Below are 25,026 nucleotides of genomic sequence, written 5' to 3' on the forward strand. Positions count from 1 at the left end.
CCGGACTGTTCGTAGAGCGGTCCCTCGTAGAGGTCCATTTCGGGTGGCCGGATTACGCGAAGTCGGAGGCGGAGAGGCCGGCCTCGGCCAACCGTTGTTGCGCTTCCGGCCCGGAGAGGGCGTCGATCAGCCGGTCCAGGAAGGCGCCGCAGCGGGCCAGCTGGTCGCGCGTCACGAACTCGTCGGGCTGGTGCCCTTGGGCCATGCTTCCGGGACCGCAGACCAGCGCGGGAATACCCAGTTCGCGCTGGAAGAGGCCGCCCTCGGTGCCGTAGCCGATACGCTCCAGATTGCGGTCGTCGAGCAGCGCCAGTACGTAGTCGACCAGCGCGTGATCGTCGGCCATCGACAGGCCCGGGTAGTCGTTGAGCCGCTCCAGGCGGATGCCGGCCTCGGCGTGTGCCGCCCGCATCTCCGTTTCGAGCGAGGCGGCAACCTTCATCAGTTCGTCGAGCAGGTCCTCGGGATCCTCCTCCGGCACGTTCCGGATCTCGAAATCGAGCCGGCAATCCTGCGGAACGATGTTGAGCACCGTGCCGCCCTGGACGGTGCCCACCTGCAGCGTGGTGTGGGGAATGGCGAAGCGCTCGTCGAACGGGCCGCGGGCGGCCCTGGTCGCGGCCATGTCCTCCACCTTGCTGATCAGCCGCGCAGCGGCGTGGATGGCGTTGACGCCCTCGGGGGCCATGCCGGAGTGGCAGGCCCGGCCGCGGATATGCAAGCGCGCGCCAAGTTTGCCCTTATGGGCCGTGGCCACCCGCATGGAGGTCGGTTCGCCGATCAGACAGGCGGCCGGACGGACCGGCTGCTCGGCGAGATCGGCGAGCAGGGTGCGCACACCCACGCAGCCGACTTCCTCGTCGTGGGAGAAGGCGATGTGCACGGGGACTGCAAGATCGGCTTCTGCCAGCTTTGGCACGGCGGCCAGCACCGCGGCGAGAAAGCCCTTCATGTCGGCTGAGCCGCGTCCGTACAGCCGGTCGCCATCCGCGGTCAGCCGGAAGGGCTCGACGCGCCAGTTCTGGCCGGTGACCGGCACGGTGTCGGTGTGGCCCGAGAGCATCACGCCGGGGCGGTCTGATGGACCGATCGTGGCGTAGAGGTTCGCCTTTTCGCCGGTGGCATCGGGAACGCGTCGCGACGCTACGCCGTGCCGGGCCAGCCAGTCCTCGACGAAGGCGATCAGCTCCAGGTTCGAGCGATCGCTGGTGGTGTCGAACGCCAGCAGTTCGGCAAGCAGATCGACGGCGGTCTCTTCGGACATGGGAACTCCCGATTTCCAGTCAGCGCTCATCCCCCGGTACGCCGTAGGACGGCGACTCGTCCGGGCGCACGGCGCGGAGCACATAAGTATCGCGCTGCGGCCGATAGTGGTCCCATATCATGCGCAGTTCAGTGAGCGGCGCGATGTGCCAGTCGACACGCAGGTCCACGACCGGCCAGCTCGCCTGGTCGGTTACCTTGAGCCCCGCGGAGTAGACCGGTCCCATCTCGCCGCCGGCGGCCAGGCCGGCGTCCATGGCCGCCAGCAGCCGCTCGGCGAGTTCGCCGTCATGGGACTCGAAGGCCGCGATCATGGCATCGATCACGCCGGTTTCGGCGAGCATATTGCCCCCCGCGACGCAGTCCCGGCCCTGGCGGGTCGCATGCACGCCCAGCGTCTCGGCGCCGCTGTGCATGGCGCTGCGGCCGTCGCCGTCGAGCACGATGAGCTGGCGCCATTCCGGGTATGCCTCATGCTCGCGGAGCGTTGTCAGCACGCGCTCGGCGTCCAGGCCCTGCTCGAGGAGCCGCACACCCATTTGGCCGAGTTCGGGGTTGGTCACGTTCTGGGTCAGCACTGCCCCCTTGCCAGGGGCGATGAAGGGGCAGCGGCTGGCCACGCAGATGCTCGACGAGCTGATCGCGGTGCCGAACTGGCCGGTCTCCCGGCAGAAGCCGGCTACGGAAAAAGTCATGGGCTTGCCTCCTCGTCGGGGATCACCGCGATCACATCGATCTCCATGAGCCACTCCGGCTGTGCCAGTCCCGCCACCACCAGCCCGGTGGAGATCGGATACACGCCCCGCAGCCACTGGCCCACTTCCTGGTACACGGGCTCGCGAAAACGTGGATCGGTGATGTAGGTCGTCGTTTTGACGATGTGACTGAGCTCGGAACCGGCTTCCGCGAGCAGCTGTTTGACGTTCTTCATCGCCTGTTCGGCCTGGGCGCGCGGATCGCCAAGACCCACGAGGTTGCCCTCGAAGTCGGTCCCGACCTGGCCGCGGACGTAGACGGTGTTGCCGGCGCGCACCGCCTGACAGAGATCGTTGTCCAGGGACTGGTTCGGGTACGTTTCCTTCGTATTGAACATGCGGATTCGGGTATGCGTAGGCATCAATGGGCTCTCATCATGCTGGCGTTTCGCGCTGATCGGTCACCGTGCCTGTCGTCAGGCCGGGCGCCTCGATTCGCCCATGTTCCGGCGTTTGCGGTCACGATCATGGACGAGGTACTTGCGTTGTTTGCCGATGTGGTCGGCGATATGTTTCGCGTCATGCCACACGCCCCAGATGAAGCTGGAACTGCGGTTCGATAACCATGGCAGGCCCAGGAAATAGATGCCCGGGTCGTTTGCGATACCGCGCCGGTGGTGGGGCTTACCGTCGTTGTCCAGACCATTGCCGTTCAGCCAACCGAAGTCGACCTCGAACCCGGTGGCCCAGATGATCGAACGGACGCCGGCCGCCGCCAGGTCGAGTTCCTCAACGGGCCGCGTGACGCATTCCGGATCCGGCGGAATCCTGCGGGCTTCCGGCTCCTCCGGCAGGTCGAGGCCGTTGCGGGCGGCGTAGTCGTCGGCCGCATCCAGCAGCGAGAGATAATTCGCGTCGCCGGCGGCGATGTTGTCCGCCAGATCCGGCTCGAAGGTAGCCATGCCGTCATGGAATGCCTTCGTGCGGCCGACGAGCGTCATGCCACCATGGGCCAGCGTGCGGAAGTCGACGGTCCGGCCGCCATGCGCCCCGCTCACGGCGATGGTGACGTGTTCCGTGCCGGGCTTCATGGCCTCGGCTTCCCACTCGCCGAGCACGCCGAGCCACCAGGTGAAGTCGCGGTTGCGATAGGCGCGTGGCGGGCGGTGGTGGGGGCCAACCGAGAGATACACCTTCCGGCCGGCGCGCTGCAGGTCATCCGCGATCTGTGCCCCGGACGACCCGGCGCCGACCACCAGAACCGCCCCCTCGGGCAATTGTCCGGCATTGCGGTATTCGGCGGAGTGGATCTGCGTAATGTCTTTGTCCGCAGGCGCGATCGGCGGGATGACCGGGTTCTGGAAAGGTCCGGTCGCCGCGACCACCCGATGGGCCTCGAGAATGCCCTCGGATGTCTCGATCGTGAAGCCCGGGCGGTCGGCGTTGCGCTCCACCTTTTTGACTTCCACGCCGGCTCGGATCGGGGCATGGAACTTCTCCGCATAGGCCTCGAAGTAATCCGCGACGCGTTCTTTGCCCGGAAACGCGTCGGGGTCGATCCCGTCGAATTCCAGACCGGGAAATCGATCGTGCCAGGCGGGCCCATTGGCGACCAGGGAATCCCATCGCGCCGTGCGCCAGCGCTCGGCGATGCGATCGCGCTCCAGCACCAGGTGGGGTACGCCGAGGCCGCTCAGATGTTCACTCATCGCGATGCCGGCCTGACCACCGCCGACTACCAGCGTATCGATTTCACTGCTTGAACGCGCCGTCGGGGGCATCGGTTTGTCTCCGTGTGGTCTTGTTATTACCCACATTACGGAATTGATCTGATTAATTAAAATATATTTATATGGTCACTTGGATCAATAAAAACGATTCAAACACCGCGGGCGTCGCAGGTTGGGTTGACGCAGGAAACCCGACGGGCACGGTCGCAGGCTCCTGATCCGTTCCAATCGATCCAGTGGGTGCCCGCACTGTGCGCGGAACAAGCGTGGCGACGACTGGTACGGACGTCAGGCTTGCACTCAGCCGAAGAAGTTCAACAGCAGCCAGTGGGTCGGGAGATACACGCCAACCGGCAGGGCGACCATCAACAGGGCAAGATAGGCCAACGGGTGCATCGCGGTCTGGCATACCCCCTCGCCACCGGGTCCATGCACCCAGTTGATGTTTTTATATGGGTTGGTGAGCATCCAGGTCAGCGGCAGTACCACCCAGTTGATTACCGTCATGACGGGCAGCGCGCGCGGATCGTAGCCCAGTGTCCACACGAGCCATAGCAGGATCAGGGGCATCGGGATGTGGAACAGCGAGATGAGCTTCAGGTGGAGCGGGCGCTCCGGCTCGAACATGTAATCGACGATGCCGGTAATCCGCACACCGATCAGCAGGCGGCTGACGAGGCTGACGTTCCACAGGAGTTCCGGCAGCAGGATACCGACGAGCATCGTGCTGGCCAGCAGGCCACTCTCCAGCCAGAGGGCCGGGATGGTGCCGATCAGTGCAATATCGGAGAACCACAGATAGTTGGCCGGACCGTATCGGACCCAATAGATCACGAGGATCCCGAGCGTCACGGCGGTCCAGGCCAAGCTGAACCAGAATGGGATCACGATACGTTCAGTTCGTGTGTCGAACCGGATACGGGAGTGGCATCTGCCCTCCGAAACCTCACCCGGGCAAGCGCGCGATCGGGTGCCGGGACGGTGTACCGTGCCGGGGAGGTCCCGGGCACGGTAAGCGGTCCCGGCATGCACTCATGCGTTACCCCTTGGTGTCCGCATCGGGTTTGGCGGAACCCTGGTGTGTCAGCGGAGTCGCCTGATCCAGGCGCGGGTGATTGTCCCGGAATGCCTGGTGCGGATCGGGCAGGGCGTCCAGCGCCTGGATCGTGCCCGCAAGCACGTGCGCGGCGGCCAGGACATCGCGTGTGTTCCCGGTTTCGGAGATGGTGTGCATGTTCCGGATCGGGAAGCCGATGGAGGTGGCGGCGCAGTCGACACTGGCGAGCACGCCGGCCATGCCGTCGGTGCCAGTGTCCACCCCGGCCACGTCACGCTGCATGGGGATGCCCTGCTCATGGGCCGTGGTCTCGATGATGCGGTTGAGCTGCTCGCTGGCGATGGAGCCGACGCACATGGTGAAGCCCTTGCCCATCTCCAGTGGGGGCAGGCGGCGGTCGCCCACGCCGGGCGCGGCGGTGTAGTCGTGGTTCACATCCACGCCGATGAGCACATCGGGCTCGAGTTCGCCCGCGAACACGCGGCTGCCCATGCGGCCGATCTCCTCATAGCTCGCGATGGCGAACAGGATCCGGATCTGTTCGGTCCCGCCGCGCTCGGCGATCAGGCGTGCCACTTCGGCGGTGGTGAAGCACCCGAGGCCATTATCCAGGTAGGCACCGTAGAACGTGTCCGGACTGAATCCGCGCCGGATCGGACGGTTCAGGATGATGCTGTCGCCCGGGCGCACACCGAGATTCTCGACCTGCTGCTTCTTGTTCTCGCCGTGGATCTGCAGCTCGAGGTAGAGCTGTTCCTTCTTGACGCCCTTGTCGCCCGTGCGCACGGCGTTGTCCGCGAAATGGATGGCGCCCAGCGCCTCCACCGTGCCGCCCTCGATGACGCGATAGTTGCCCGGGTTGGACGGATCCTCGCTGAACAGCTTGACCTCGTGGCCGATGAGCGTGGTCGGCAGGAACGAGTCGCTGTTGATCCAGATCTTGCCGTCGTCGCCGATCGAGCGGACCTGCATGCGGATCTTGTCGGCGTGGCCGATGAGCATGACCTTGAACAGGTCGTCCCGCCCCGGATGCGTATCCATCACGATGCCCGCGTGGCCCCGGAACTGGTGGACGTGCCAGTCGGACGGCACGTGGCGCTCCAGCCAGGGCTTGAGCACGCCATACGTCATGGCGCCCTCGATCCCGACCGGGCTCGGGGCCGCCAGGATGTCGCGCATGAATCCGAACTGTTCGTCCGGCATGGGCTGGTTCCAGGGCTGATCGGTTGCACTCATGGGGTGGTCTGACTCCAGTTGCGGTCGGGTAATCCCACAGTCTGACACGATCCGCACCCGTATGGCATGTAGGGCCGGGGCGTACTTCGGGATGGGTCAATGAAAGCGGCCTGTTGCTCGGTTATCCTCAACCTGAATCGGCCGTCGGCCGAGTCTCGTGCAAAGGGGACTATCCTGATATCCATGAATGCCCGCCGGAACGCGGCTGCGCTTGTCCTGGCGTTTGCAACCATCGTACCGGGTCTGTCCGGCGCCGCTGCTGCTGACGATGAGCGGCGCGGCTGGGGGGATCCGTGTCGCGACGGGAACGACGCGCGTTCGTCCGCCATTTATCGACTGTATGAGCGACGCGACCAGGCACCCGTCTGGCTCACGCGTGACGGTCGGACGCCTTCCGGCTACCAGCTCGTGCGCCTGCTGCGGACGGCTGAAGAAGGGGTCATGACCGATTGTCTGGCGCGGGCGCTCACTGAGCCCGACGGCCCGTACTCGCGCGGTGCGCTCGATGTCATGCTTACCGATGCCTGGCTGGAACTCCATGTCCGTCGCGCCGGCGGTCAAGGGGATCTGGAGGACCGGCTTGCGCCGCTGCTGCCCGGCGAACGGGAACGCCGGCAGCGCCATCTCCAGCGGCTCGCGGAGAGCGGCACCGGAGCGGATCAGTCGCCGGGCGCGGATGCCGGTGCCCGCATGGCGGCCGCGCTGGAACGCTATCGCCGGATCGCCGACCAGGGTGGCTGGCCGGAAGTGGGGCCGGGAACGCCGCTTAACCCCGGCGACAGCGACCCCAGAGTTCCCTCCCTGCGCGAACGCCTTGCGGCAACGGGCGATCTCGAAACCGGGGGGCGCGGCGGCGATGGGAATCGGTATGCCGGCCGGCTGGTGGAGGCGGTCATCGGCTTCCAGCAACGCCACGGTCTGGCACCGGATGGCGTGGTCGGAGAGGCGACCCGGAAGGCCCTTGACGTACCCGCTCGCCAGCGGGTGGCACTGATGGAGATCAATCTGCGCCGGATCGAGGCGCGCGCGATCGACGACGACGCCCCCGTCGTCCGCGTCAATATTCCGGACTTCCGGGTGACGCTGCACGAAAAAGGCCGGGTCACTTTCAGCACGCGCGCCATCGTGGGTCGCCCCGAGCATCAGACCCCGCAGATGAAGGCCCGGATCACCGCCCTGACACTCAATCCCGCCTGGTATGTGCCGCGGACGGTGCTGCGCGACGACCTGGCGCCACGCTTCGCGAGAGACAATGGCTACGCGGAACGCCACGGCTTCCACGCCGCGAACAGTGATCGTCCGCTCGATGCGTTCGACTGGAGCGGGGCGCCGATGGTGCCGGTGCGCCAGGCGCCGGGCCCGACCAACGCGCTGGGTCGGATCAAGTTCGAGATGCCCAATCGACAGGCGATCTACCTCCACGATACGCCTTCCAGACACCTGTTCGAATCGCGTCGGCGCGCATTCAGTGCCGGCTGCGTCCGCGTCGAGGAACCGATGGAGCTCGCGGCGCGACTGACCGGGGTGGATGCCGACCGGCTCGAGGATATGGCGGGCGACGGTGAGACCCGGACGCTTCGACTCGGCTGGCGGATCCCGGTGCAGCTGGTCTATTTCACCGCCTGGGTCGATGAGAGCGGTCGCGTGCAGTTTCGGCCCGACATCTATGGACGGGATGATCTTCCTGCGGATCCGTCTGCTGATCGCCTGGATGCCGGTACCGGGACGTGAGTGCCCGGCGGGCGCGCCGCGGCCACCGATCGCGACATCAGTGCGCGGATCGCCCGGCGGCCAATTCGCGCTCCGCCGCACCGACAATGCGGCCGGCGTGCCCGTTCTGAACCAGGACAACAACACCGTCCCGCTCGTTCAGTTCAGACTCCGCCGCGTCGAGCGCGATACGGATCTCTTCACCGTGCCATGTACCGATACGCCGCATGCTGCGTACGACGTGGTGGTTGATCAGTTCCCGTCCCGCATTTTCGCCGTTGTCGACGATCGTGGTGTGGCGATCGTCATAAGCCATCAGCCAGACCGTCGCCGGTTGCTCGGGTGGCGACTGCCGCATCGACGGCAGGTGCACGTACTCCGGTGATTCGCCCGTGATGCGCGGGTGCAGGCTTGCCGGCCCGGTTCGGGCTCGCTCGATCGCGGCCTCCACCCGCTCGGCAACGTGACCGACGACGGCGTAGCGGCCGTCGACGACGATCTGCGGCGTATAGACGCCGGTGGTGTATGGGTTGTCGTCTTCAAGCCCTTCGGCGTAGGCGCGCTGGCGGTCGCTGAAGCGTGCTTTGGCAAAAGGATCCTTCCACCCGAGTCGATCCCAGTAATCGACGTGCAGCGAGAGCGCAATGACGGACTCGCGATCCGCGAGTCGTCCGAGTAGTTCATCGGCAGGCGGACAGCTCGAACAGCCCTGAGACGTGAAGAGTTCCACGACGACTGGGCTCGCCTTTCTGGAGGTATCGGTGGCCGACAGCGTCGCCAGTGGCAGCAGGAGCAGCAACGCAAGATGATGTCGCATACGCCTGCCTCTGTCGGACCGGGTGATCAGTGCCGGAGCACCCGGGACAGGAACGCCTGGGTCCGTTTGTGTTGCGGGTTGTCGAAGACGTTCTCCGGGGGGCCCTGTTCGACGATCTGGCCGTCGTGGATATAGATCGCGCGGTGCGCCACCTCGCGGGCGAAGCCCATTTCATGGGTGACGATCATCATGGTCATGCCCTCGCGGGCGAGTTCCCGCATCACGTCCAGTACCTCGCCGATCATCTCCGGATCCAGCGCCGAGGTAGGCTCGTCGAAGAGCATCACTTTGGGTTCCATCGCCAGTGATCGCGCGATAGCCACCCGCTGCTGCTGGCCACCGGAGAGCTGACTCGGATACTTGTCGGCCTGATCGCCGATGCCAACACGGTCCAGCAGGCGGCGCGCATTCTCGGTCGCCTGTTCGCGCGACCAGCCGCGGACCTTCATCGGGGCCAGCGTAATGTTGTCCAGCACCTTGCGGTGCGGGAACAGATTGAACTGCTGGAAGACCATGCCGACCTCGGTGCGGATGGCCTGCAGGGCACTGCCGCCTCCGCCGTTCGGAAGCAGTCGGTATCCATCCACTTCGATGGCGCCTGCCTGGAATGGTTCCAGGCCATTGACGCAGCGGATGAGCGTCGACTTGCCGGATCCACTGGCGCCGATGACCACGATGACCTCACCGGGATCGACGGAGAGTTCAACGTCCTGCAGCACATGGAGGCTGCCGAAGTGTTTGTTCACGTTTTCCATGCGGACGATGGGTTCGTCGGTTCGCTCGCTCACTTCGGGGCTCCCGATTCAGGCTCGGCCGGCGGCGCCGCGGCGCTCGTATAATCGCAGAAGTAACGAAAGGCTCAGGGTGATGACCAGATAGAGCATCGCCACCATGAAATAGGTCTCCAGCGCCGAGAAGGTATCGGCGATGTAGATCTGGCCCTCACGCACCAGCTCGCCCACGCCGATCACGGAGAACAGCGAAGTGTCCTTGAGACTGATGATGGCCTGGTTGCCCAGCGGCGGGACCATGCGCCGGAGGGCCTGGGGCCAGATGATGTAGTAGAAGGTCTGGGTGCGCGAGAGGCCGATCGAGAGGCCGGCCTCCTTCTGGCCGCGTTCGATGGACTGGACACCGCCACGAACGATCTCGGAAATGTAGGCGCCGGCGTTGAGTGCGATCGCCACGATGCTGGCGGTGATCTTGTCGATGGGACCGCCGAGGAGCTGGGGCATGCCATAGAAGATGAACAGCACCTGCACCAGGACCGGCGTGCCGCGAAAGATCTCGATGTAGGCGATGGCCGGGGCCCGCACCAGCCGTGACGGCGCGATGCTCAGCAGCCCGAACAGGATGCCGATGAAGAAGCCGATGAACAGGCCGCCGCCGGCGATGGCGACCGTCCACGGCAAGCCCTGGATGAGGTATGGCAGCGCATTGAACGCCGCCTGCCAGTCGAACTGGAATTCCACGTCGTCTCCCGTTTCGTTGGGGTGCGTGGTAATTACGGCCGCCTGATCGGCGGCCGGATGAGAGAGATCCGCGGCCCGTCACGCGCGTGACGGGCCGCGTCATGCCATCAGCTGTCGTCCGGCAGGGAGCCGAACCACTTCTTGTAGATCTCGTCGTAGGTGCCGTCTTCCTTCATCGATGCCAGGGCCTCGTTGACGTCATCCACCCACTCGCTGCCCTCGACGAGCGCGAGTCCGTACTGCTGGCCCTCGTAGAGCGGGCCGACGGTCTTGACCTGTTCCTTGCCCTTGGTCTGGGCGAAGTAGCCGACATTGGGGGCGTCGTAGAACACCGCATCGACCGCGCCACCGAGCAGGGCCTGATACATGTCGGAACTGCCCGGATACGGCTCAACGCCGACATCATCGCTCAGCTCATTGCGCAGGTAGTCGTGGCTGGTGCTGCCGGTCTTGGTGCCGACACTCTTGCCGGCAAGATCCTCTACCGTCTTGATGGAGTCATCATCGGCCATGACCAGCAGGCGCAGACCGGAGTCGTAGTATGGGTCCGAGAAATCGACCACCTCTTCACGCTCTTCGGTGATCGTGATGCCGGCGATGGCGATCTGTTTGTTGCCGGTCTGCAGAGCGGGGATGATGCCCTGGAAGTCCATCGTCTCCAGCTCGTAGTCGAACCCGGCGCGTTTGGCCACCTCGGCGAGGATGTCCATGTCGAAGCCGACCATCTCGCCGGTCTCGCGGTCGCGCAACTCGAAAGGCACAAAGCTCGGATCAGTGACTGCATCCAGGGTGGTCTTATCCTGGCCCCAGGCGACACCCGAGGCGGTCAGGGCGGCGACCATGCAGCCGAGCAGGGACAATCCGCGCAAAGCTTTGATGTTCATACCGATCTCCTTGGTTGATCGCTGTGCGAAATGGGTCGACCATTCCGATGCCACGCAACCATCGCGCTATATGGGGCGCGCGTCAACTCGCTTGTCCACCCCCGGGCATGAGGGTTTCTGCCGATAGCGATTAAAAAGAATGCAGGATCAGTGGTTTGCAGTTGTACGTGGTGACCGGCGCAGTCGAGCGTGAGCGCCGTGTACCCGGTGATACGTGGTAGCCGGAGATCGTCGACCGGAGATGATTTCGGGTTCGACGGACCGTCTTTTATTCCGGACAATCCGATCGATCGGGCGCGGATGGATATGGCATCGGCGTTGTACGATACCTGCGCTTATGGCGCGATGGCACGGATCGTCGGGTATGAGCGGATATCGTCGCCGTTTCCCGGGAGGTGATTATCCGTATCCCCGATTTTGATGACATATCGCTCGCCCGGGAACGGATCCGGCCATGGATCCACCGCACGCCCGTGCTGACCAGCGTCACGCTTGATCGCATGAGTGGCGCGCGGCTGTCGTTCAAGTGCGAGAACCTGCAGAAGGCCGGTGCGTTCAAGGTGCGGGGCGCGACCAACGCCGTCTACAGCCTGGACGACGCCCAGGCATCGCGCGGCGTCGCGACCCATTCGTCAGGGAATCACGGCCTCGCCTTGAGCCGCGCCGCCGGCTGCCGGGGCATCCGGGCGACGGTGGTGATGCCGCGCGGTGCCAGCCGCGCGAAATCCCGCGCCGTGGAGACGTATGGCGGCGAGATCGTCACCTGCGAGCCCACCATGGCGGCGCGGCAACGCACGCTGGCCGAAGTGATCGAGAGAACGGGAGCGGACGTCATCCATCCGTACAACGATGCCCGGGTAATCGCGGGACAGGCGACCTGCGCGCTGGAACTGCACGAGGATGCGGGGCCGTTCGATGCGGTCGTGGCGCCAATCGGTGGCGGGGGACTGATCAGCGGCACGGCGCTCACGCTCGCGGCCCTGGCGCCAGGGACCCGTATCTATGCCGCGGAGCCCGCGAACGCCGACGATGCGTACCGCTCCCTGCAGGGTGGGCAGCTCGTCACGGCAGACGCACCCGATACCATCGCGGACGGACTGCGCGCGTCGCTTGGAGATATGACCTGGGAGATCGTCCGCGAACGTGTCACCGATGTGCTGCTGGCGAGTGAAGAAGAGATCGTCGATGCGATGCGTCTCGTCTGGGAGCGCATGAAGATCGTGATCGAACCGTCGAGTGCCGTCGCGATCGCGGTGATTCTCGCGCGCCCTGAATTGTTCCGGGATCAGCGTGTCGGCGTGATCCTCACCGGCGGCAACGTGGATCTGGACGACCTGCCCTGGAGCTGAGCGACATGGGCCGGGGGGACTGGCGATGAGCGTCGACAGCCTCACGATGTTCCTGGCGACGGGCATGGGCCTTGGCCATGTGCCGGGACTGCCCGGGACCGCCGCTGCAATCGCTGGAGCCGTTCTGGCGGTCGGGCTGGGGTTGATGCGGCGGCGGGCCCGGTTGGCGGCGACGCTGGCGCTCGTGGTCCTTGCCGTACCCGTGTGCGAGTACGGTGGTCGGACGCTCGGCGGGGACGATACCCGCATTGTCGCCGATGAACTGCTGACGTTCCCGATTGCCACCGCGGTGTTGCCCGTGAATCATCATCCCGGTCTTTTCGTGGGCGTGTTCCTCACGAGCCGCATCCTCGATGGTCTCAAACCACCGCCCGCCCGGGCGGCCCAGCGGCTGCACGGGGGGCTCGGCATCATGCTCGACGATGCGGTCTCGAATCTGTGGTCATTGGCCCTCGGCGCGATCGGCTGGCGCGCCTGGAAACGGTGGAAGTGCGCCGGACGACCGGGCGAGTAGCGATCGATACCGGGAATGGCGCATCCTGACCAGCGCGTTGCCCGGGAGCGGACAATGCCCGGATCGAATTGGTTGGTGCCCCGGAGACAATCGGGGATCCGGCCCGGACGGGAGGTGACGACATGATCGGCACGATTGCCCTGTTGCTCGGGTTCCAGCTGGCCGGCGAGGTGGCGGTGCGCATGCTCGGGCTGCCCGTGCCCGGGCCGGTTGCGGGTATGCTCATGCTGTTCGTGGCGCTGGCGATACGCCGTGCCGTACCGGAGGAGGTCGCGACGGTCGCGAACGGTCTGCTCGCTCATCTCGCCCTCCTGTTCGTGCCGGCGGGCGTGGGCATTATCGCCCACACGGGACGGCTGGAAGGCATCTGGCCGATCCTGCTCGTGGTGCTGATCGCCAGTACCCTCATGGCCGTCGCCGTCACGGCCGTCACCCTGTCCGCCTTGCGGCGGCTCCAGCGGCGGGGTGGATCATGAGCGAACTGTTCGAGATCTGGGTGTACCTCGCCGAGCGGCCGCTGGTCTGGCTCACCGTGACCGTGCTGGTGTACTGGGCGGCACACCGTCTTTATCTGCAATGTAACGAACTGGCCCTGCTGAACCCCGTGTTGATTGCCGTGGTGGTACTGGTCGGCATACTCATCGCGACCGACACGGAGTACGGCACCTATTTCGAGGGGGCCCAGTTCGTGCACTTTCTGCTCGGGCCGGCGACCGTGGCGTTGGCCGTCCCGCTGTACGGGCAGGCCCACCGGCTGCGGAAAATGGGTCTGCCGCTGGGGGTCGCCCTGATCGCGGGGTCGGTGACGGCGGTGGTGAGCGCGTTGGGTATCGGCTGGTTGCTGGGGCTCGAGGCGGACGTGCTGCGTTCGTTGATGCCGAAATCCGTCACGACCCCGGTTGCAATGGGCATCTCGGAGAAAATCGGTGGTCTGCCTTCGCTCACCGCCGTGCTCGTCATCCTGACCGGGATCACCGGCGCGGTGCTGGCGATGCCGCTCCTGCACCTGCTCGGCTACGGTCCCGAGGACGCGACGGCCAAGGGGTTCGCACTGGGCGTCAGCGCGCACGGGATCGGTACGGCGCGCGCTTTCCAGCACAGCGAGGAGGCGGGGGCGTTCGCCGGCCTCGGGATGGGACTCAACGCGCTGCTCACGGCGCTGCTGGTACCTCTCGTCGACGCGCTGATCGTGGCCTTGTGAGGCTGCCGAACCGGCACGCGACAGTATTGTGCGTGGCGCGAGTGCGGTACGCTGCGCGCTGCACGCGGGGCAGGCTGAACGAGCGTGCAGCGATACCACCCTGGCGGGACCACCACTGACGACGGGAGCGCGATACCGGTGTCCGATTTCGGCTTCGAGCTTGAACCCAACACCCGGCCAGCGAGCGACGATGCGCGCGCGGGGATCCTCGCCGACCCGGGCTTCGGGCGTTACTTCACGGACCACATGGCCCACGTCCGCTGGACGCAGGACGGGGGCTGGCACGATCGCGTCGTGCGTCCCTATGCACCGCTCCAGCTCGATCCGGCGACCGCCGTGCTGCACTACGCCCAGGAAATCTTCGAGGGCATCAAGGCCTATCGCCATGCCGATGGCTCTGTCTGGGCCTTCCGCCCTGAGAAGAACGCGGAGCGCTTCCGCAACTCGGCGCGGCGGCTGGCGCTGCCGGAACTCGACACCGAAACGTTCGTCAACTCGCTCAAGGCGCTGGTCAGCCGGGATGTCGACTGGGTGCCGACGCCGAGGAGTGCTGCCGACGAATCGAGTCTGTACCTGCGGCCCTTCATGATCGCCAGCGAACCGTTCCTCGGTGTGCGGCCATCGACCGAGGTCGACTATTTCGTGATCGCCTCACCGGCCGCGGCGTATTTCCGGGGCGGGGTGCAGCCGGTTTCCATCTGGCTGTCCTCCGCGTATACGCGGGCCGCGCCGGGCGGCACCGGTGCCGCCAAGTGCGGTGGCAACTATGCGGCGTCGCTGGCCGCCCAGAAGGAGGCGGTGGCGCACGACTGTGACCAGGTCGCGTTCCTCGATGCCGTCGAGCACCGCTGGGTGGAGGAACTCGGCGGGATGAACCTGTTCTTCGTGTTCCGTGATGGGCGCATCGTGACACCCGCGCTGACCGGTACCATCCTGGAAGGCGTGACGCGCGATTCCGTCCTGCAACTCGCGCGTGATGCCGGTTACGAGACCGAAGAGCGGCCGATCAGCATCGAGGAATGGCGTGAAACCGCCGCTTCCGGCGAACTCACCGAGGTGTTCGCCTGCGGCACGGCCGCGGTGATCACGCCGGTCGGCGTCCTGTGCAGCGACAACGAACGGATCGTGTGCAGCCCGGAAAACGGTGGCGAGGCCGGTCTCACCCTGCGGACCCGCCTGCTGGATCTGCAGTATGGTCGCAGTGCCGATCACAGGGGATGGCTGACGCGCCTGGCCTGATCGCCGATCCCCGGATTCCACTTGCGCTCCATCCGAGGCCTGCCTCATTCTTTTCGATCGTCGTTCCGCTCACCGCGGATCAGCGCGAGCTTGCGCCGCCGGTACTCGTCTTCCTCGATCTCGCCGCGCCGTCGCATGTCCTCGAGGCGGCCCAGGTCCACGGTGCTCATATCGAGATCCTGACCGCAGCGGGGGCAGGCTGGTGTCCCGGGATGCGCCGCGAAGCCACAGCGCGCACAGACCAGACTCCCGCGGCGACGAGGCCGGAACAGGTACCAGGCGGCGCCGATCAGTGCGATGAGCGCGATGATGCGCCAAATGCCGGAATCCATGGGTGACTCCCCGTGTCGTTCGGTGTCGCGTTGAGCCCAGTCTGCCAGTTGCGATCTACGGCTGGATTCGCTCGTCCCCGGCCACGGATGTCGCCACCGCCTCACGGATCATTTCGACCAGCCGCCGCGCGCCGGGACCGACCGTATCCGGATCGGCGGTGGCCAGATACAGGGTGGCCCAGCGCTCCCCGCCCTCGCTGAGCGGCAGGGGGCGGAGCTGGTCCGATGCCAGTTCCTCGCGGATCAGGTCTTCCGCGTACCAGGCGAACCCGAGGCCCATGCAGGCGGCGCGGATCGAGGTGGCCTTGTGGCTTACGGTCCAGCGTTGCTCCGTGATCTCGCGGGCCGTGTCCGTCCCGCGGCGGGTGGCCGTGTCGCGCACGAACAAATGCCGGTGCTCGCGCAGATCCTGGTGGGTCAGCGTGCGGCCCAGCTGGTGCAGTGGATGGGAGGGGGCAGCCACGGCGATGAAGCGGACATGCATCAACGGGTCGCCGACGTAGCCGGGTGGAACCCGCGAGCAGATGGCGAGCTGCACCTGGCCTTCGCCCAGCAGCTCTTCGGTGCCTCCGAGGACGGACTCATAGAGTTCGATCCGTGTATCCGGGCGTTCTTCCGCGAATCGCTGCAGGCATTGCAGCAGCAGCCAGGTCGGGAACACGATCTCCACTGCCAGGCGCAGTTCGGGCTCCTGGCCTCCGGCGAGTGCGGCGGCGGTCCGTTCAACGCGTTCGGATTCGCGCAGCAGGGCCTTGCCGCGGCGATACAGTACGCGGCCGGCCTCGGTCAGGGCCGCCCGGCGTCCCTCCAGTTCGAATACGTCAACGCCGAGTTGTTCCTCGATCTTGCGCACGGCGTAGCTGATCGTGGACTGGGTCCGGTGCAGCTCTTCCGCGGCCTGGGCGTAACCACCGGCGTCAACCACGGCGACGAGCGCCTGCCATTGGTCGAGCGTGACGCGGGAACGGTTCATAAATCGATCCATTCGATTGGTTTTGGCGAAATAATCCGCTTTTTTATCGTTCTGATCAATCGTTTAATGCGCGCACATCAACCGGAAGGAGTGCGTCATGAAAACGATTCTGCAGCTCAACAACAGCGTGTTCAGCGATGAAGGGCAGTCTTCTCGCCTGGCGGACGCGTTCGTCGCACGCGCCCGGGCCGACGAACCCGGGGTCCGCGTGATTCGCCGCGACCTCGCCGAATACCCGGTACCGCATCTCAATCAGCAGACGTTTTTCGCCGGCCTGACGGCCGCCGATGAGCGCACCACCGAGCAGGCGCGGGCGGCGGCCCACGCGGATACGCTGGTCCAGGAACTGCAGGAAGCGGACACGGTGGTGATCGGTGTGCCGGTCTACAATTTCCTTGTTCCGTCGACGCTCAAGGCGTGGTTCGATCATGTCGCCCGCGCCGGCACGACGTTCCGGTATACGGAGAATGGCCCCGAGGGACTGCTCGAAGGCAAGCGCGCCTACGTGTTCGTCACCAGCGGCGGCCAGTACGCCGGCACCGATATCGATTTCGCCGCGCCCTACCTCCAGCATATGCTCGGGTTCCTCGGGATCACCGATGTCACGGTGACGCGCGCGGAAGGCCTGGCGATGGGGGAGGAAACCAGTCAGGCGGCGCTGGAATCGGCCCGCGAGCGGATCGACCGCCTCGCCGCGTGACCGGCGTTCCCCTCTGGGGCTCATGGGGCGGCAGCGCCCGCTGCCGCCCCATGGCCTGCTGACCCCGGATATCCGGCGCCTGGTTGGGGTGCGGGCAGGCAACCCGTGTATCCTTGGCCGCCCACTCAGGCTGACCGGGAGATGATCATGGCCGCTGAACCGCAAACCTCCGTGGATCCGGACGGACTGCTCGAATACTCGGTCGTCTATACCGACCGCTCGCTCAACCATATGTCCGCGGCCTTCCAGGGCGTGATGCGGGATCTCTCCGCGGCGCTGAAGCGCGTCTACCACGCCCATTCGGCCGTGATCGTGCCCGGCAGCGGCACGTTCGGCATGGAGGCCGTGGCCCGCCAGTTCGCCACCGGGCGCAACTGCATGATCATCCGCAATGGCTGGTTCAGCTATCGCTGGACCCAGATTTTCGATATGGGCGATATCCCCGCCCATTCGACCGTCCTCAAAGCCCGCCAGACCGGCGAAGACTCGCGCGCGCCCTTCGCGCCGGCGCCGATCGAGGAAGTGGAGGCCCGGATCCGGGAGGAGCGCCCGGAGGTAGTCTGTGCGCCGCACGTCGAGACCTCCGCCGGCATCATGCTGCCCGAGGACTACATCCGGCGCGTCGCCGCCGCCGTGCACGAGGTCGGCGGCCTGTTCGTGCTCGACTGCATCGCCTCCGGCACGCTCTGGGTCGATATGCAGGCGACCGGCGTGGATGTGCTTATTACCGCGCCGCAGAAGGGCTGGACCGGGACGCCGTGCTGCGCGATGGTCATGCTCAGCGAGACCGCCCGGCAGCGCATCGAGGACACGACCAGCACAAGCTTCTCGATCGATCTGCGCAAGTGGCTGCAGATCATGGAGACCTACGAAGGTGGTGGCCATGCGTATCACGCAACCATGCCCACCGATGGCCTGCGGCGGCTCCGCGAGGTCATGGAAGAAACTGAGAAGGATGGCCTCGAGAACGTACGCGAGGCGCAACAGCAACTGGGTGATCGCGTGCGCGCGCTGCTGGCCCGTTACGGCTATGAGAGCGTCGCGGCGGAAGGCTTCCAGGCCCCCAGCGTGGTGGTCAGCTATGCGGACGACGCCGGTATCGTCGGGCGCTTCGCCGGGGCAGGCCTGCAGGTGGCCGGTGCAGTGCCGCTGATGTGCGATGAACCCGACGATTACCAGGCATTCCGGATCGGTCTTTTCGGTCTGGACAAACTCGAACACGTGGACCGTACGGTGGAGCGCCTGGAGCAGGCACTGGAACGTCTCGCGCAAGAATGATGCGCGGGCGGGGTTTTGCGGATCGGCTCCCTTGAATCATGGGGCGGTCCGCCTCCTCGGGGATCCCGAATCTCTCTGCAGACCGTAGGCCGGCTTTTGCCGAAGGCAACAGCCGGCGCCCCGGTCGTTTTCTGATCGCCCGCAGCGATTCCGCGCGTCCGGACCAACGCAAAGGGTAGTTTCAATGAAGGTTCTGCTCACCTGGCAGGCTCATGCCCAGGAAATCGAGCGCGTGCGCTCGGCACTGCCGACCGAAACGGAGGTCGTGGCGCACGACGAGATCCCCTCGTTCTCGCGCTTCGACGCCTCGTACGAGGGGTTGGCCGAAGAGGCGGGGCACGCCGATATCCTGATGGGTTTCTGCTTGCCGCCCGGCATCCTCGATATCGCCGACCATCTCAAGCTCATCTGCTGGATGCATGCCGGCGTCAATCGGCTTGATTCCGCGAAGCTCATGGAGAAAGGCATCCGCGTGTGCAACTCGCGCGGCGCCAATGGCCCGGCGGTCGCCGAGCATGCGATGGCCCTGCTGCTGGGGAGCGCGAAACGACTGGTCATGAAACAGCAGGCCATGCGCGAGGCCGAGTACTTCCCGCTGTACGAACCGGGTACGCGCTCGGCGATGCTGTCCGGGCGGACGTTGCTCGTCGTCGGTCTTGGCAGGATCGGGACCGCGATCGCGAAGTTCGCGCAGGCCTTCGATATGCACGTCATGGCGATCCGGCGACACCCGGAACGCGGCGGCGATCACGTCGACAGCGTGCACGGCCCGGATGCGCTGCGGGACCTGCTTCCACAGGCGGATTACGTCATGCTCGCGACGCCGATCACCGGCGAGACCGAGCACTTCTTTGGCGAGCGCGAACTCGCCGCGATGAAGCCCACGGCCTTCCTGATCAATATCGCCCGTGGCAATCTCACTCAGGAAGTGCCGCTGCAGCGGGCGCTCAAGAGCGAGGCCATCGCCGGGTACGCCGCTGACGTATGGCCGGATTACGGGATGGTTTTCCCCGAGACGTGCTATTTCCAGTGCCCGACCCGCACGGGCTATCACAAGCTGCCCAACGTGCTCGGAACCGGCGATCAGGCCGCCAATGCCGAGGGCGTGCTGGAGCGCCACATCGATCAGGGGGTCGAGAGCATCCAGCAGTTCATGCGGGGCGAGCCGCTGTCATGGGAAGTGGATCTGGAACTCGGGTACTGAGCCCGGTCGACAGACGTCCACACGCGTTCCATATTTGATGCGAGGAGGCTGTCCGGGGTTTCCCGGACAGGCTCCTGACCCGATCCGCATCGTTCCGTGATGCGCCACCGGGTCTGGATCGAAAATCCCCTGGAGTCCGAGAGGCGACGATTCGCGCGCCATGATCTACACAGGCACTGCAAGCTGGCGTCTGTTGAAACCGATCCAGGCGCAATTCCCCGGTGAGGGCACGCACCTGGCGCGTTACGCCCGGCGGCTGCCGGCCGTCGAGGTCAACAGCAGTTTCTATCGCCATCACCGGCGCACCCAGTACGCGAAGTGGGCCTCGGAAGTGTCCGAAGATTTCCGCTTCGCGGTCAAGCTGCCGCGCTGGCTGAGCCACGATCAGCGTCTGCGCGGGCACGAAGGGCTGGACGATTTCCTCGAGGAGGTCCACGGCCTCGGCGATCGGCTGGGCCCGCTGCTCGTGCAACTGCCCCCGTCGCTGGATTTCGAGGAAGAGGAGGTCGGTGGTTTCCTCGAGGCCTTGCGCGAGCACTTCGATGGCGGTGTCGTCTGTGAACCGCGCCATTCCGGCTGGTTCGACGGTCGGGCGGACGAGTTGCTCGCTCGTTTCTCCGTCAGCCGGGCAGCGGCCGATCCGCCTCCGGTCGCGGGTGCCGATGAGCCCGGAGGCTGGGGCGGGCGTGTATACCTGCGCCTGCATGGTCGGCCGCAACGGTTCTATTCCGCGTACACCGACGCGTTCCTCGACCAGCTCGCCGGTAACCTCCCGTCGCGCGCCGGTCATGCCGAGACATGGTGCATCTTCAATAACACCGCCAGCGAGGCGGGTATCGAGAATGCATTGGCCCTGCACGGGCGCCTCACGTCCTGAAGCCGTAACCCGCGGAACCGGGTTGGTGTGGTATGCGGGTAACGGGAATAATGGCCCCCCTACGCATTCATGCACAGGCAGGAGGAACGCGTGAGCTCCGAACTGATCCCATCGACCATGGCGGCGATGCTGCTCACCGGACACGGTGGCACCGACAAGCTGGTGTACCACGAAGATGTACCGGTCCCGGAACCCGGAGCCGGCGAGGTGCTGGTCAAGGTGACCGCCACCGCCAAGAACAATACCGACCGCAAGGCACGGGAGGGCCTGTATCCCACGAAGGACAAGGGCGATGTCACCTCCTTCGCGATGGGCGGCTCACCGACATTCACGTTCCCGCGCATTCAGGGCGCGGATGTGGCCGGGCGCGTGGTCGCCGTGGGCGAGGGCGTTGATGAGGGACGCATCGGCGACCGTGGCCTGCTCGACTTCAATCTGTATGCGGATGACCGTCGCGACATCAATCTGACGCCGGATTACTACGGCCATGGTGCCGACGGCGGTTTCGCCGAATATATCGCCGTGCCGTCGGATCAGTTTCATTCGGTGCCCAATCCCGAACTCGCCGATGCCGAACTGGCGGCGATGGGGATGTGCTCCTACCAGACGGCCGTGCACATGCTGAATGCGGCGGGCGTTCGCGCAGGGGAGCGCGTGCTCGTGACCGGCGCCAGCGGTGGGGTCGGTACGGCACTCATCCAGCTGTGCCGCGTGATGGGAGCGATCCCGTATGCGCTCAGCCGACAGGACAAGGCGGAGGCGCTGCGCGAACTTGGTGCCGAGGCCGTGCTCGACCGATCCGATATGGAAGGGTTCGTTGATCGTGTACGCGAGGTGACGCAGGGGGAGCCGATCGATGCGGTGATGGATCTCGTCGGCGGGACCATGACCGACCAGTTCATCGATGCGATGATTTTCGATATGCGCCGCCGGGCCACGTATCCGCGCCTGAGCATCGCCGGCGCCAGTGGCGGCAATCTCAGCGAGATCATGTGGACGCGGATCTATCTCTACCAGGTGCAGATCTTCGGCGTTTCCCACGGGACCCGGGAAGAGGCCGAACAGCTCATCGAGTGGGTCCGCGGTGGCAAGCTTCGCCCGGTGCTCCATGCCGCATTCCGGTTGTCGGATCTGCGCGCCGCCGAGGACTACTTCGTCAACCGAGGCAGCGGCTTCCTCGGCAAGATCGTGATCGTGCCGAATTCGCAGTGGGATGAGCACGGCGCACCGTATGCGCTGGAAGGAATGGCATGAGCGACGCCCTGAGCCTGGAGCTGATCGACACCCACGCCGGCGGCGATGTCAGCCGGATCGTGGTCGGTGGCATCAAGCCCCTGCCCGGGGCAACGGTGCGCGAGCAGATGGAGTATCTGCAGGCGGATGCGGACGGGCTGCGCAGACTGCTGCTGTTCGAGCCTTACGGCATGCCGGAAATGTCGGTGGACCTGATCGTGCCCGCCAGTCACCCGGAGGCAGAGGCCGGCTACATCATCATGGAAGTGATGGGCTATCCGATCTATTCCGGCTCCAACACGCTGTGCACCGCGATGGCGGCGCTCGAGAGCGGCATCGTGGAGAAACACGAGGGGCACCAGCGGTTCATGCTCGAGGCACCGGCGGGACTGGTGCAGATCGAGGCGCATGTAACCAACGGGGTCGTCGAGTCCGTGACCGCCGAGGGCCTGCCCAGCTATATCGATACGTATCGGACCACGATCGAGGTGCCATCCATCGGTGAGGTGACCTACAGCATCGCCTATAGCGGCGGCTTCTATGCGCTGGTCGACGCGGCCGAACTCGGCTTCGCGCTGACACGCGAGGAGGAGTCGCGCATCGCCGCCTGCGCACATGACATCGTCGAGGCGATCCGCGCCAAGAGCGTGTTCTCCCATTACAGCCTGGGTGATGTCGGCCCGTTGCCGTTCCTGCATTTCATGGGACCGGTCGAACAGGTGGCGGATGATTTCTATCGTTCGCGCTCGACGACGTATGTGCATCCCGGCGTGATCTGTCGCAGCACTACCGGCACCGGCACGTCGGCGCGCCTGGCGCTGATGCATTACGAAAACCGGATCGGTCCCGGTGACCGGCTGGAGACGGTATCGCTGCGAGACACGAGCTTCATCGGCGAGTTGACCGGTATCAGCGAGGCCGGCGGCCATGACGTCGTCGAGAACACGATCACTGGTCGCAGCTACGTGCTCGCGCGTTCGGAGATCGTCGTCAACTGCGACGATCCGATGGTGGAGTGTTCGGGGCTGCGCCATATACTGCGGGACGATTCTGCTTAGGAGGCTGTCCGGTTTTCGCGGATAGGCTCCCGGCGCGCGGTGGTTGTGTGCCGCGGCTGATCGGCGCATGCCGATCGTCTATAATGGGTCACAGGCATGGATGATCAGTGTATGGAGGCTATAGCGATGGGTACGACCAGGAAAGACGAAGGCCCGAACCGCGATGAAGAGGCGGACGCGGGGGTCCGGGGATCGCGCGAGGCGATGCTCGGCGCGGACGGCCTGCGTGTGTCGAAGGCATCCGGGACCACACCGGCGACGCGTCCGGACGATTCGCGTCCCTCCGCGTACGCGGACGACGATCCCGAGCCGCTGGCCGCTGACGAGGTGCATGCCTCACGCGAGGCCAGCCTCGGCGGCACCGCGACCGAAAACCACCCGGCCGGCGGGCTTGCGCCCGAAGACGAGCGCCTGCCCTATGGCGCGCGCCCCGGCGACCCGGATCCGGAACGCAACTGGGCCCGCGACGAAAAGGCCGGCGCTAAGAAGTAGCCGAGCGGCGCTGTACGCGACTGCCGGTCGGCACCCACCCCACACGCCCCTGCGCGCGGATTCAGCCCGCGCAGGGGTTGTTCGGCTACGCCTGCACCCCCACATCGGTGGCAACACCCTGCACGGGAGATGCCCCGATGAGCGCCGTCCTTTTCGTACTGACCAGTCACGATCGCATGTCCAATGGTGACCCCACCGGGGTCTGGCTGGAGGAGTATGCGGTCCCATGGATGCGGCTGACGGACGCCGGCCACGAGGTCACGGTGGCCTCGGTCGCCGGTGGCGACGTCCCGGTCGATCCGAACAGCGAGCCGAGCGAAGAGCAGGCAGCGGAATGGAGCGAGGCGATCCGGCGGCTGAAGGGAACCCCCGCCCTCGATACGTTCTCCGCGGACGACTTCGATGCCGTGTATCTGCCGGGCGGTCACGGCACGATGTTCGACCTCCCTGACAACCAGCAACTGCACGAGCTGCTGCTGCGCTTCGACGAGCAGGGCAAGGTGATCGCCAGTGTCTGCCACGCGCCGGCGGTGTTCAGCGGCCTGCAGCGACGCGATGGTCAGCCCTTTGTCGCGGGCCGCCGGGTCACGGCCTTCACTGATTCCGAAGAGCGGGCCGTCGGTGGGGAGGAAAAAGTCCCGTTTCTGCTCGAGGCCCGCCTGCGCGAACTCGGTGCGGATGTCAGCACCGGCGGAGACTGGGCGTCGCATGTCGTGGTCGACGGCCGCCTGATTACCGGGCAGAACCCGCAGTCATCCGAAGCGGTGGCCGGCAAACTGCTGACGACCCTGGCGTAAAACGGATGCCCGTTGACACGATGACCGGCGGCCGGACCGCCAGATCATCGTGTCAACGAGGGCTGGCCGTGACCCGGTCTCCGACCGCCACGGTCTGCCCGTCACCGTCGAGCAGAATGGCGTTCTGGCCGAAGAACGCGCCCTTCATGCCCGGCTGCGTCGCCATCTCCGCGAGCGTCTTCAAGGGTTCCTTGATCAGGGGCGTGGTCCCGTTGTCCTGATCGACCGTGATCACCTTGCAGCGCTTGCAGGGTTTGCGGATACCGATCCGCCAGCCGTCTCCGTCCGCTGCCAGTTCATCCCAGTCCCGCTCCGCGAATGGCGCGTCGCTGTCGACCACGATATTCGGGCGGAAGCGGTCCATGGGAACGGCGTCCAGCCCTTTTTTGGCCAGGCTTTCATTGAGCCCGGCGAGTGAACCCTCGGCGGTCACGAGAAACGGATAGCCATCCGGAAAGGCGGTGTGTGCCTGCTCGCCCCGGAGCCAGTCGGGCTCGACATCGCGCCGCCGGTCCTCCGCGAACCGCACGAGGCGCAGCCCCTGCTGGCCGAGTATCGCGCTCAGCCACGCCGCGGCCTCCTCGCCCTCATCCAGTGCCTCGCACTCGTCCTGGAAGATGGTTACCGCAAGCCGCGGCTGGTCGGAGCGCGTCAGTTCGATGGTCAACGGGGCGTGATCGGCGTGTTCCAGGATGAGCGCGTCGTCGGTCAGGCGAACCGCAATGCGGGCCATGGGCGGAATTTCCCGCTGCGTAACGAAACGCTGGGCCGCGTCGACGACCATCCAGTGCCGGTCGTACGCCAGCCCGCGTGGCGTCAGGCGCGCACGGGTCAAACCGACGCCATGCAACGATTTGACCGGATAGATATTGAGTTCACTGATCTGCATGTCGGTGCCGGAATCGGTTGGGAACT

At 65.7% G+C, this 25,026-nt stretch carries 27 protein-coding genes; 14 read left to right on the forward strand and 13 right to left on the reverse strand.

Going from position 1 to position 25,026, the window contains the following annotated elements; all coding sequences use genetic code 11:
- Positions 1 to 52 precede the first annotated feature (52 nt).
- The 6 genes from argE to A0W70_RS08680 all read right to left on the reverse strand — a co-directional run bounded on the left by argE (position 53) and on the right by A0W70_RS08680 (position 5,981).
- On the reverse strand, positions 53 to 1,264 hold the full coding sequence (argE, locus tag A0W70_RS08655) for an acetylornithine deacetylase (protein WP_070988951.1): 1,212 nt from the start codon (positions 1,262 to 1,264) through the stop codon (positions 53 to 55).
- Positions 1,265 to 1,283: 19 nt separating this feature from the next.
- Complete coding sequence (locus tag A0W70_RS08660) at positions 1,284 to 1,958, reverse strand: DUF1028 domain-containing protein (RefSeq protein ID WP_070988952.1); 675 nt, start codon at positions 1,956 to 1,958, stop codon at positions 1,284 to 1,286.
- Positions 1,955 to 2,380, reverse strand: a complete 426-nt coding sequence (locus A0W70_RS08665; protein ID WP_070988953.1) for a RidA family protein — start codon at positions 2,378 to 2,380, stop codon at positions 1,955 to 1,957. Before A0W70_RS08665 ends, A0W70_RS08660 begins: the two co-directional genes overlap by 4 nt.
- Positions 2,381 to 2,434: 54 nt before the next feature.
- Positions 2,435 to 3,739, reverse strand: coding sequence for a flavin-containing monooxygenase (locus A0W70_RS08670; RefSeq protein ID WP_070988954.1), 1,305 nt, complete (start codon positions 3,737 to 3,739; stop codon positions 2,435 to 2,437).
- 249 nt (positions 3,740 to 3,988) lie between these two features.
- Entirely contained in the window at positions 3,989 to 4,576 is a 588-nt protein-coding gene (locus A0W70_RS08675; RefSeq protein WP_070988955.1) for a hypothetical protein, read from the reverse strand.
- Between the two features lie 151 nt (positions 4,577 to 4,727).
- A complete protein-coding gene (locus tag A0W70_RS08680) occupies positions 4,728 to 5,981 on the reverse strand; it encodes a M20/M25/M40 family metallo-hydrolase (protein ID WP_070988956.1) in 1,254 nt (417 codons plus the stop codon).
- Positions 5,982 to 6,164: 183 nt separating this feature from the next.
- On the opposite strand from A0W70_RS08680, the gene A0W70_RS08685 reads away from it, so the two are divergent.
- Positions 6,165 to 7,712, forward strand: coding sequence for a L,D-transpeptidase family protein (locus A0W70_RS08685; protein ID WP_070988957.1), 1,548 nt, complete (start codon positions 6,165 to 6,167; stop codon positions 7,710 to 7,712).
- 37 nt (positions 7,713 to 7,749) lie between these two features.
- Here A0W70_RS08685 and A0W70_RS08690 read toward each other — a convergent pair whose 3' ends face one another.
- The 4 genes from A0W70_RS08690 to A0W70_RS08705 all read right to left on the reverse strand — a co-directional run bounded on the left by A0W70_RS08690 (position 7,750) and on the right by A0W70_RS08705 (position 10,864).
- Positions 7,750 to 8,508: a DUF1223 domain-containing protein gene (locus tag A0W70_RS08690; RefSeq protein ID WP_070988958.1), complete on the reverse strand. Its 759-nt coding sequence runs from the start codon at positions 8,506 to 8,508 to the stop codon at positions 7,750 to 7,752.
- Positions 8,509 to 8,534: 26 nt separating this feature from the next.
- Positions 8,535 to 9,296 (reverse strand): amino acid ABC transporter ATP-binding protein, encoded by a 762-nt coding sequence (locus A0W70_RS08695; RefSeq protein ID WP_425402597.1) that lies wholly within the window; start codon positions 9,294 to 9,296, stop codon positions 8,535 to 8,537.
- 15 nt (positions 9,297 to 9,311) lie between these two features.
- A complete protein-coding gene (locus tag A0W70_RS08700; protein ID WP_083330884.1) occupies positions 9,312 to 9,980 on the reverse strand; it encodes an amino acid ABC transporter permease in 669 nt (222 codons plus the stop codon).
- A gap of 107 nt (positions 9,981 to 10,087) precedes the next feature.
- Positions 10,088 to 10,864 (reverse strand): transporter substrate-binding domain-containing protein, encoded by a 777-nt coding sequence (locus A0W70_RS08705; RefSeq protein WP_083330885.1) that lies wholly within the window; start codon positions 10,862 to 10,864, stop codon positions 10,088 to 10,090.
- Between the two features lie 395 nt (positions 10,865 to 11,259).
- On the opposite strand from A0W70_RS08705, the gene A0W70_RS08710 reads away from it, so the two are divergent.
- From A0W70_RS08710 to A0W70_RS08730, 5 genes are all read left to right on the forward strand, one after another.
- Positions 11,260 to 12,213, forward strand: coding sequence for a pyridoxal-phosphate dependent enzyme (locus A0W70_RS08710; protein ID WP_281182040.1), 954 nt, complete (start codon positions 11,260 to 11,262; stop codon positions 12,211 to 12,213).
- Positions 12,214 to 12,238: 25 nt separating this feature from the next.
- Positions 12,239 to 12,727 (forward strand): phosphatidylglycerophosphatase A family protein, encoded by a 489-nt coding sequence (locus tag A0W70_RS08715; protein WP_070988960.1) that lies wholly within the window; start codon positions 12,239 to 12,241, stop codon positions 12,725 to 12,727.
- 122 nt (positions 12,728 to 12,849) lie between these two features.
- Positions 12,850 to 13,203 carry a CidA/LrgA family protein gene (locus tag A0W70_RS08720; protein WP_070988961.1) on the forward strand — a complete coding sequence of 118 codons (354 nt, stop codon included), beginning with the start codon at positions 12,850 to 12,852 and terminating at the stop codon, positions 13,201 to 13,203.
- Complete coding sequence (locus tag A0W70_RS08725; RefSeq protein ID WP_070988962.1) at positions 13,200 to 13,928, forward strand: LrgB family protein; 729 nt, start codon at positions 13,200 to 13,202, stop codon at positions 13,926 to 13,928. The genes A0W70_RS08720 and A0W70_RS08725 overlap by 4 nt, the downstream gene beginning before the upstream one ends.
- Before the next feature lie 138 nt (positions 13,929 to 14,066).
- The gene (locus tag A0W70_RS08730; protein WP_083330886.1) at positions 14,067 to 15,167 is read left to right on the forward strand and encodes a branched-chain amino acid aminotransferase; all 1,101 of its coding nucleotides are present in this window, start codon (positions 14,067 to 14,069) and stop codon (positions 15,165 to 15,167) included.
- Between the two features lie 44 nt (positions 15,168 to 15,211).
- Here A0W70_RS08730 and A0W70_RS08735 read toward each other — a convergent pair whose 3' ends face one another.
- The gene (locus A0W70_RS08735) at positions 15,212 to 15,499 is read right to left on the reverse strand and encodes a PhlB family protein (RefSeq protein ID WP_070988963.1); all 288 of its coding nucleotides are present in this window, start codon (positions 15,497 to 15,499) and stop codon (positions 15,212 to 15,214) included.
- Positions 15,500 to 15,554: 55 nt separating this feature from the next.
- On the reverse strand, positions 15,555 to 16,472 hold the full coding sequence (locus A0W70_RS08740; protein ID WP_070989091.1) for a LysR family transcriptional regulator: 918 nt from the start codon (positions 16,470 to 16,472) through the stop codon (positions 15,555 to 15,557).
- Positions 16,473 to 16,569: 97 nt separating this feature from the next.
- On the opposite strand from A0W70_RS08740, the gene A0W70_RS08745 reads away from it, so the two are divergent.
- The 8 genes from A0W70_RS08745 to A0W70_RS08780 all read left to right on the forward strand — a co-directional run bounded on the left by A0W70_RS08745 (position 16,570) and on the right by A0W70_RS08780 (position 24,111).
- Positions 16,570 to 17,172: an FMN-dependent NADH-azoreductase gene (locus A0W70_RS08745; protein WP_070988964.1), complete on the forward strand. Its 603-nt coding sequence runs from the start codon at positions 16,570 to 16,572 to the stop codon at positions 17,170 to 17,172.
- 147 nt (positions 17,173 to 17,319) lie between these two features.
- On the forward strand, positions 17,320 to 18,450 hold the full coding sequence (locus A0W70_RS08750; protein WP_070989092.1) for an aminotransferase class V-fold PLP-dependent enzyme: 1,131 nt from the start codon (positions 17,320 to 17,322) through the stop codon (positions 18,448 to 18,450).
- Between the two features lie 184 nt (positions 18,451 to 18,634).
- Complete coding sequence (locus A0W70_RS08755) at positions 18,635 to 19,654, forward strand: 2-hydroxyacid dehydrogenase (RefSeq protein WP_070988965.1); 1,020 nt, start codon at positions 18,635 to 18,637, stop codon at positions 19,652 to 19,654.
- A 160-nt stretch (positions 19,655 to 19,814) separates the two neighbouring features.
- Positions 19,815 to 20,531, forward strand: coding sequence for a DUF72 domain-containing protein (locus A0W70_RS08760; RefSeq protein WP_070988966.1), 717 nt, complete (start codon positions 19,815 to 19,817; stop codon positions 20,529 to 20,531).
- A 90-nt stretch (positions 20,532 to 20,621) separates the two neighbouring features.
- Positions 20,622 to 21,785 carry a zinc-binding dehydrogenase gene (locus A0W70_RS08765; protein WP_217495419.1) on the forward strand — a complete coding sequence of 388 codons (1,164 nt, stop codon included), beginning with the start codon at positions 20,622 to 20,624 and terminating at the stop codon, positions 21,783 to 21,785.
- Positions 21,782 to 22,822 carry a proline racemase family protein gene (locus A0W70_RS08770; RefSeq protein WP_070988968.1) on the forward strand — a complete coding sequence of 347 codons (1,041 nt, stop codon included), beginning with the start codon at positions 21,782 to 21,784 and terminating at the stop codon, positions 22,820 to 22,822. The genes A0W70_RS08765 and A0W70_RS08770 overlap by 4 nt, the downstream gene beginning before the upstream one ends.
- A gap of 126 nt (positions 22,823 to 22,948) precedes the next feature.
- Positions 22,949 to 23,314, forward strand: a complete 366-nt coding sequence (locus tag A0W70_RS08775; RefSeq protein ID WP_070988969.1) for a hypothetical protein — start codon at positions 22,949 to 22,951, stop codon at positions 23,312 to 23,314.
- Positions 23,315 to 23,451: 137 nt separating this feature from the next.
- Positions 23,452 to 24,111 carry a type 1 glutamine amidotransferase domain-containing protein gene (locus A0W70_RS08780; RefSeq protein WP_070988970.1) on the forward strand — a complete coding sequence of 220 codons (660 nt, stop codon included), beginning with the start codon at positions 23,452 to 23,454 and terminating at the stop codon, positions 24,109 to 24,111.
- Between the two features lie 52 nt (positions 24,112 to 24,163).
- Here the strand turns inward: A0W70_RS08780 and A0W70_RS08785 are convergent, their stop codons facing one another.
- Positions 24,164 to 25,000 (reverse strand): MOSC domain-containing protein, encoded by an 837-nt coding sequence (locus A0W70_RS08785; protein ID WP_070988971.1) that lies wholly within the window; start codon positions 24,998 to 25,000, stop codon positions 24,164 to 24,166.
- Between the last annotated feature and the right edge of the window lie 26 nt (positions 25,001 to 25,026).

The organism is Halofilum ochraceum, from assembly GCF_001614315.2.
In the GTDB taxonomy this organism is placed as follows: Bacteria; Pseudomonadota; Gammaproteobacteria; order XJ16; family Halofilaceae; genus Halofilum; species Halofilum ochraceum.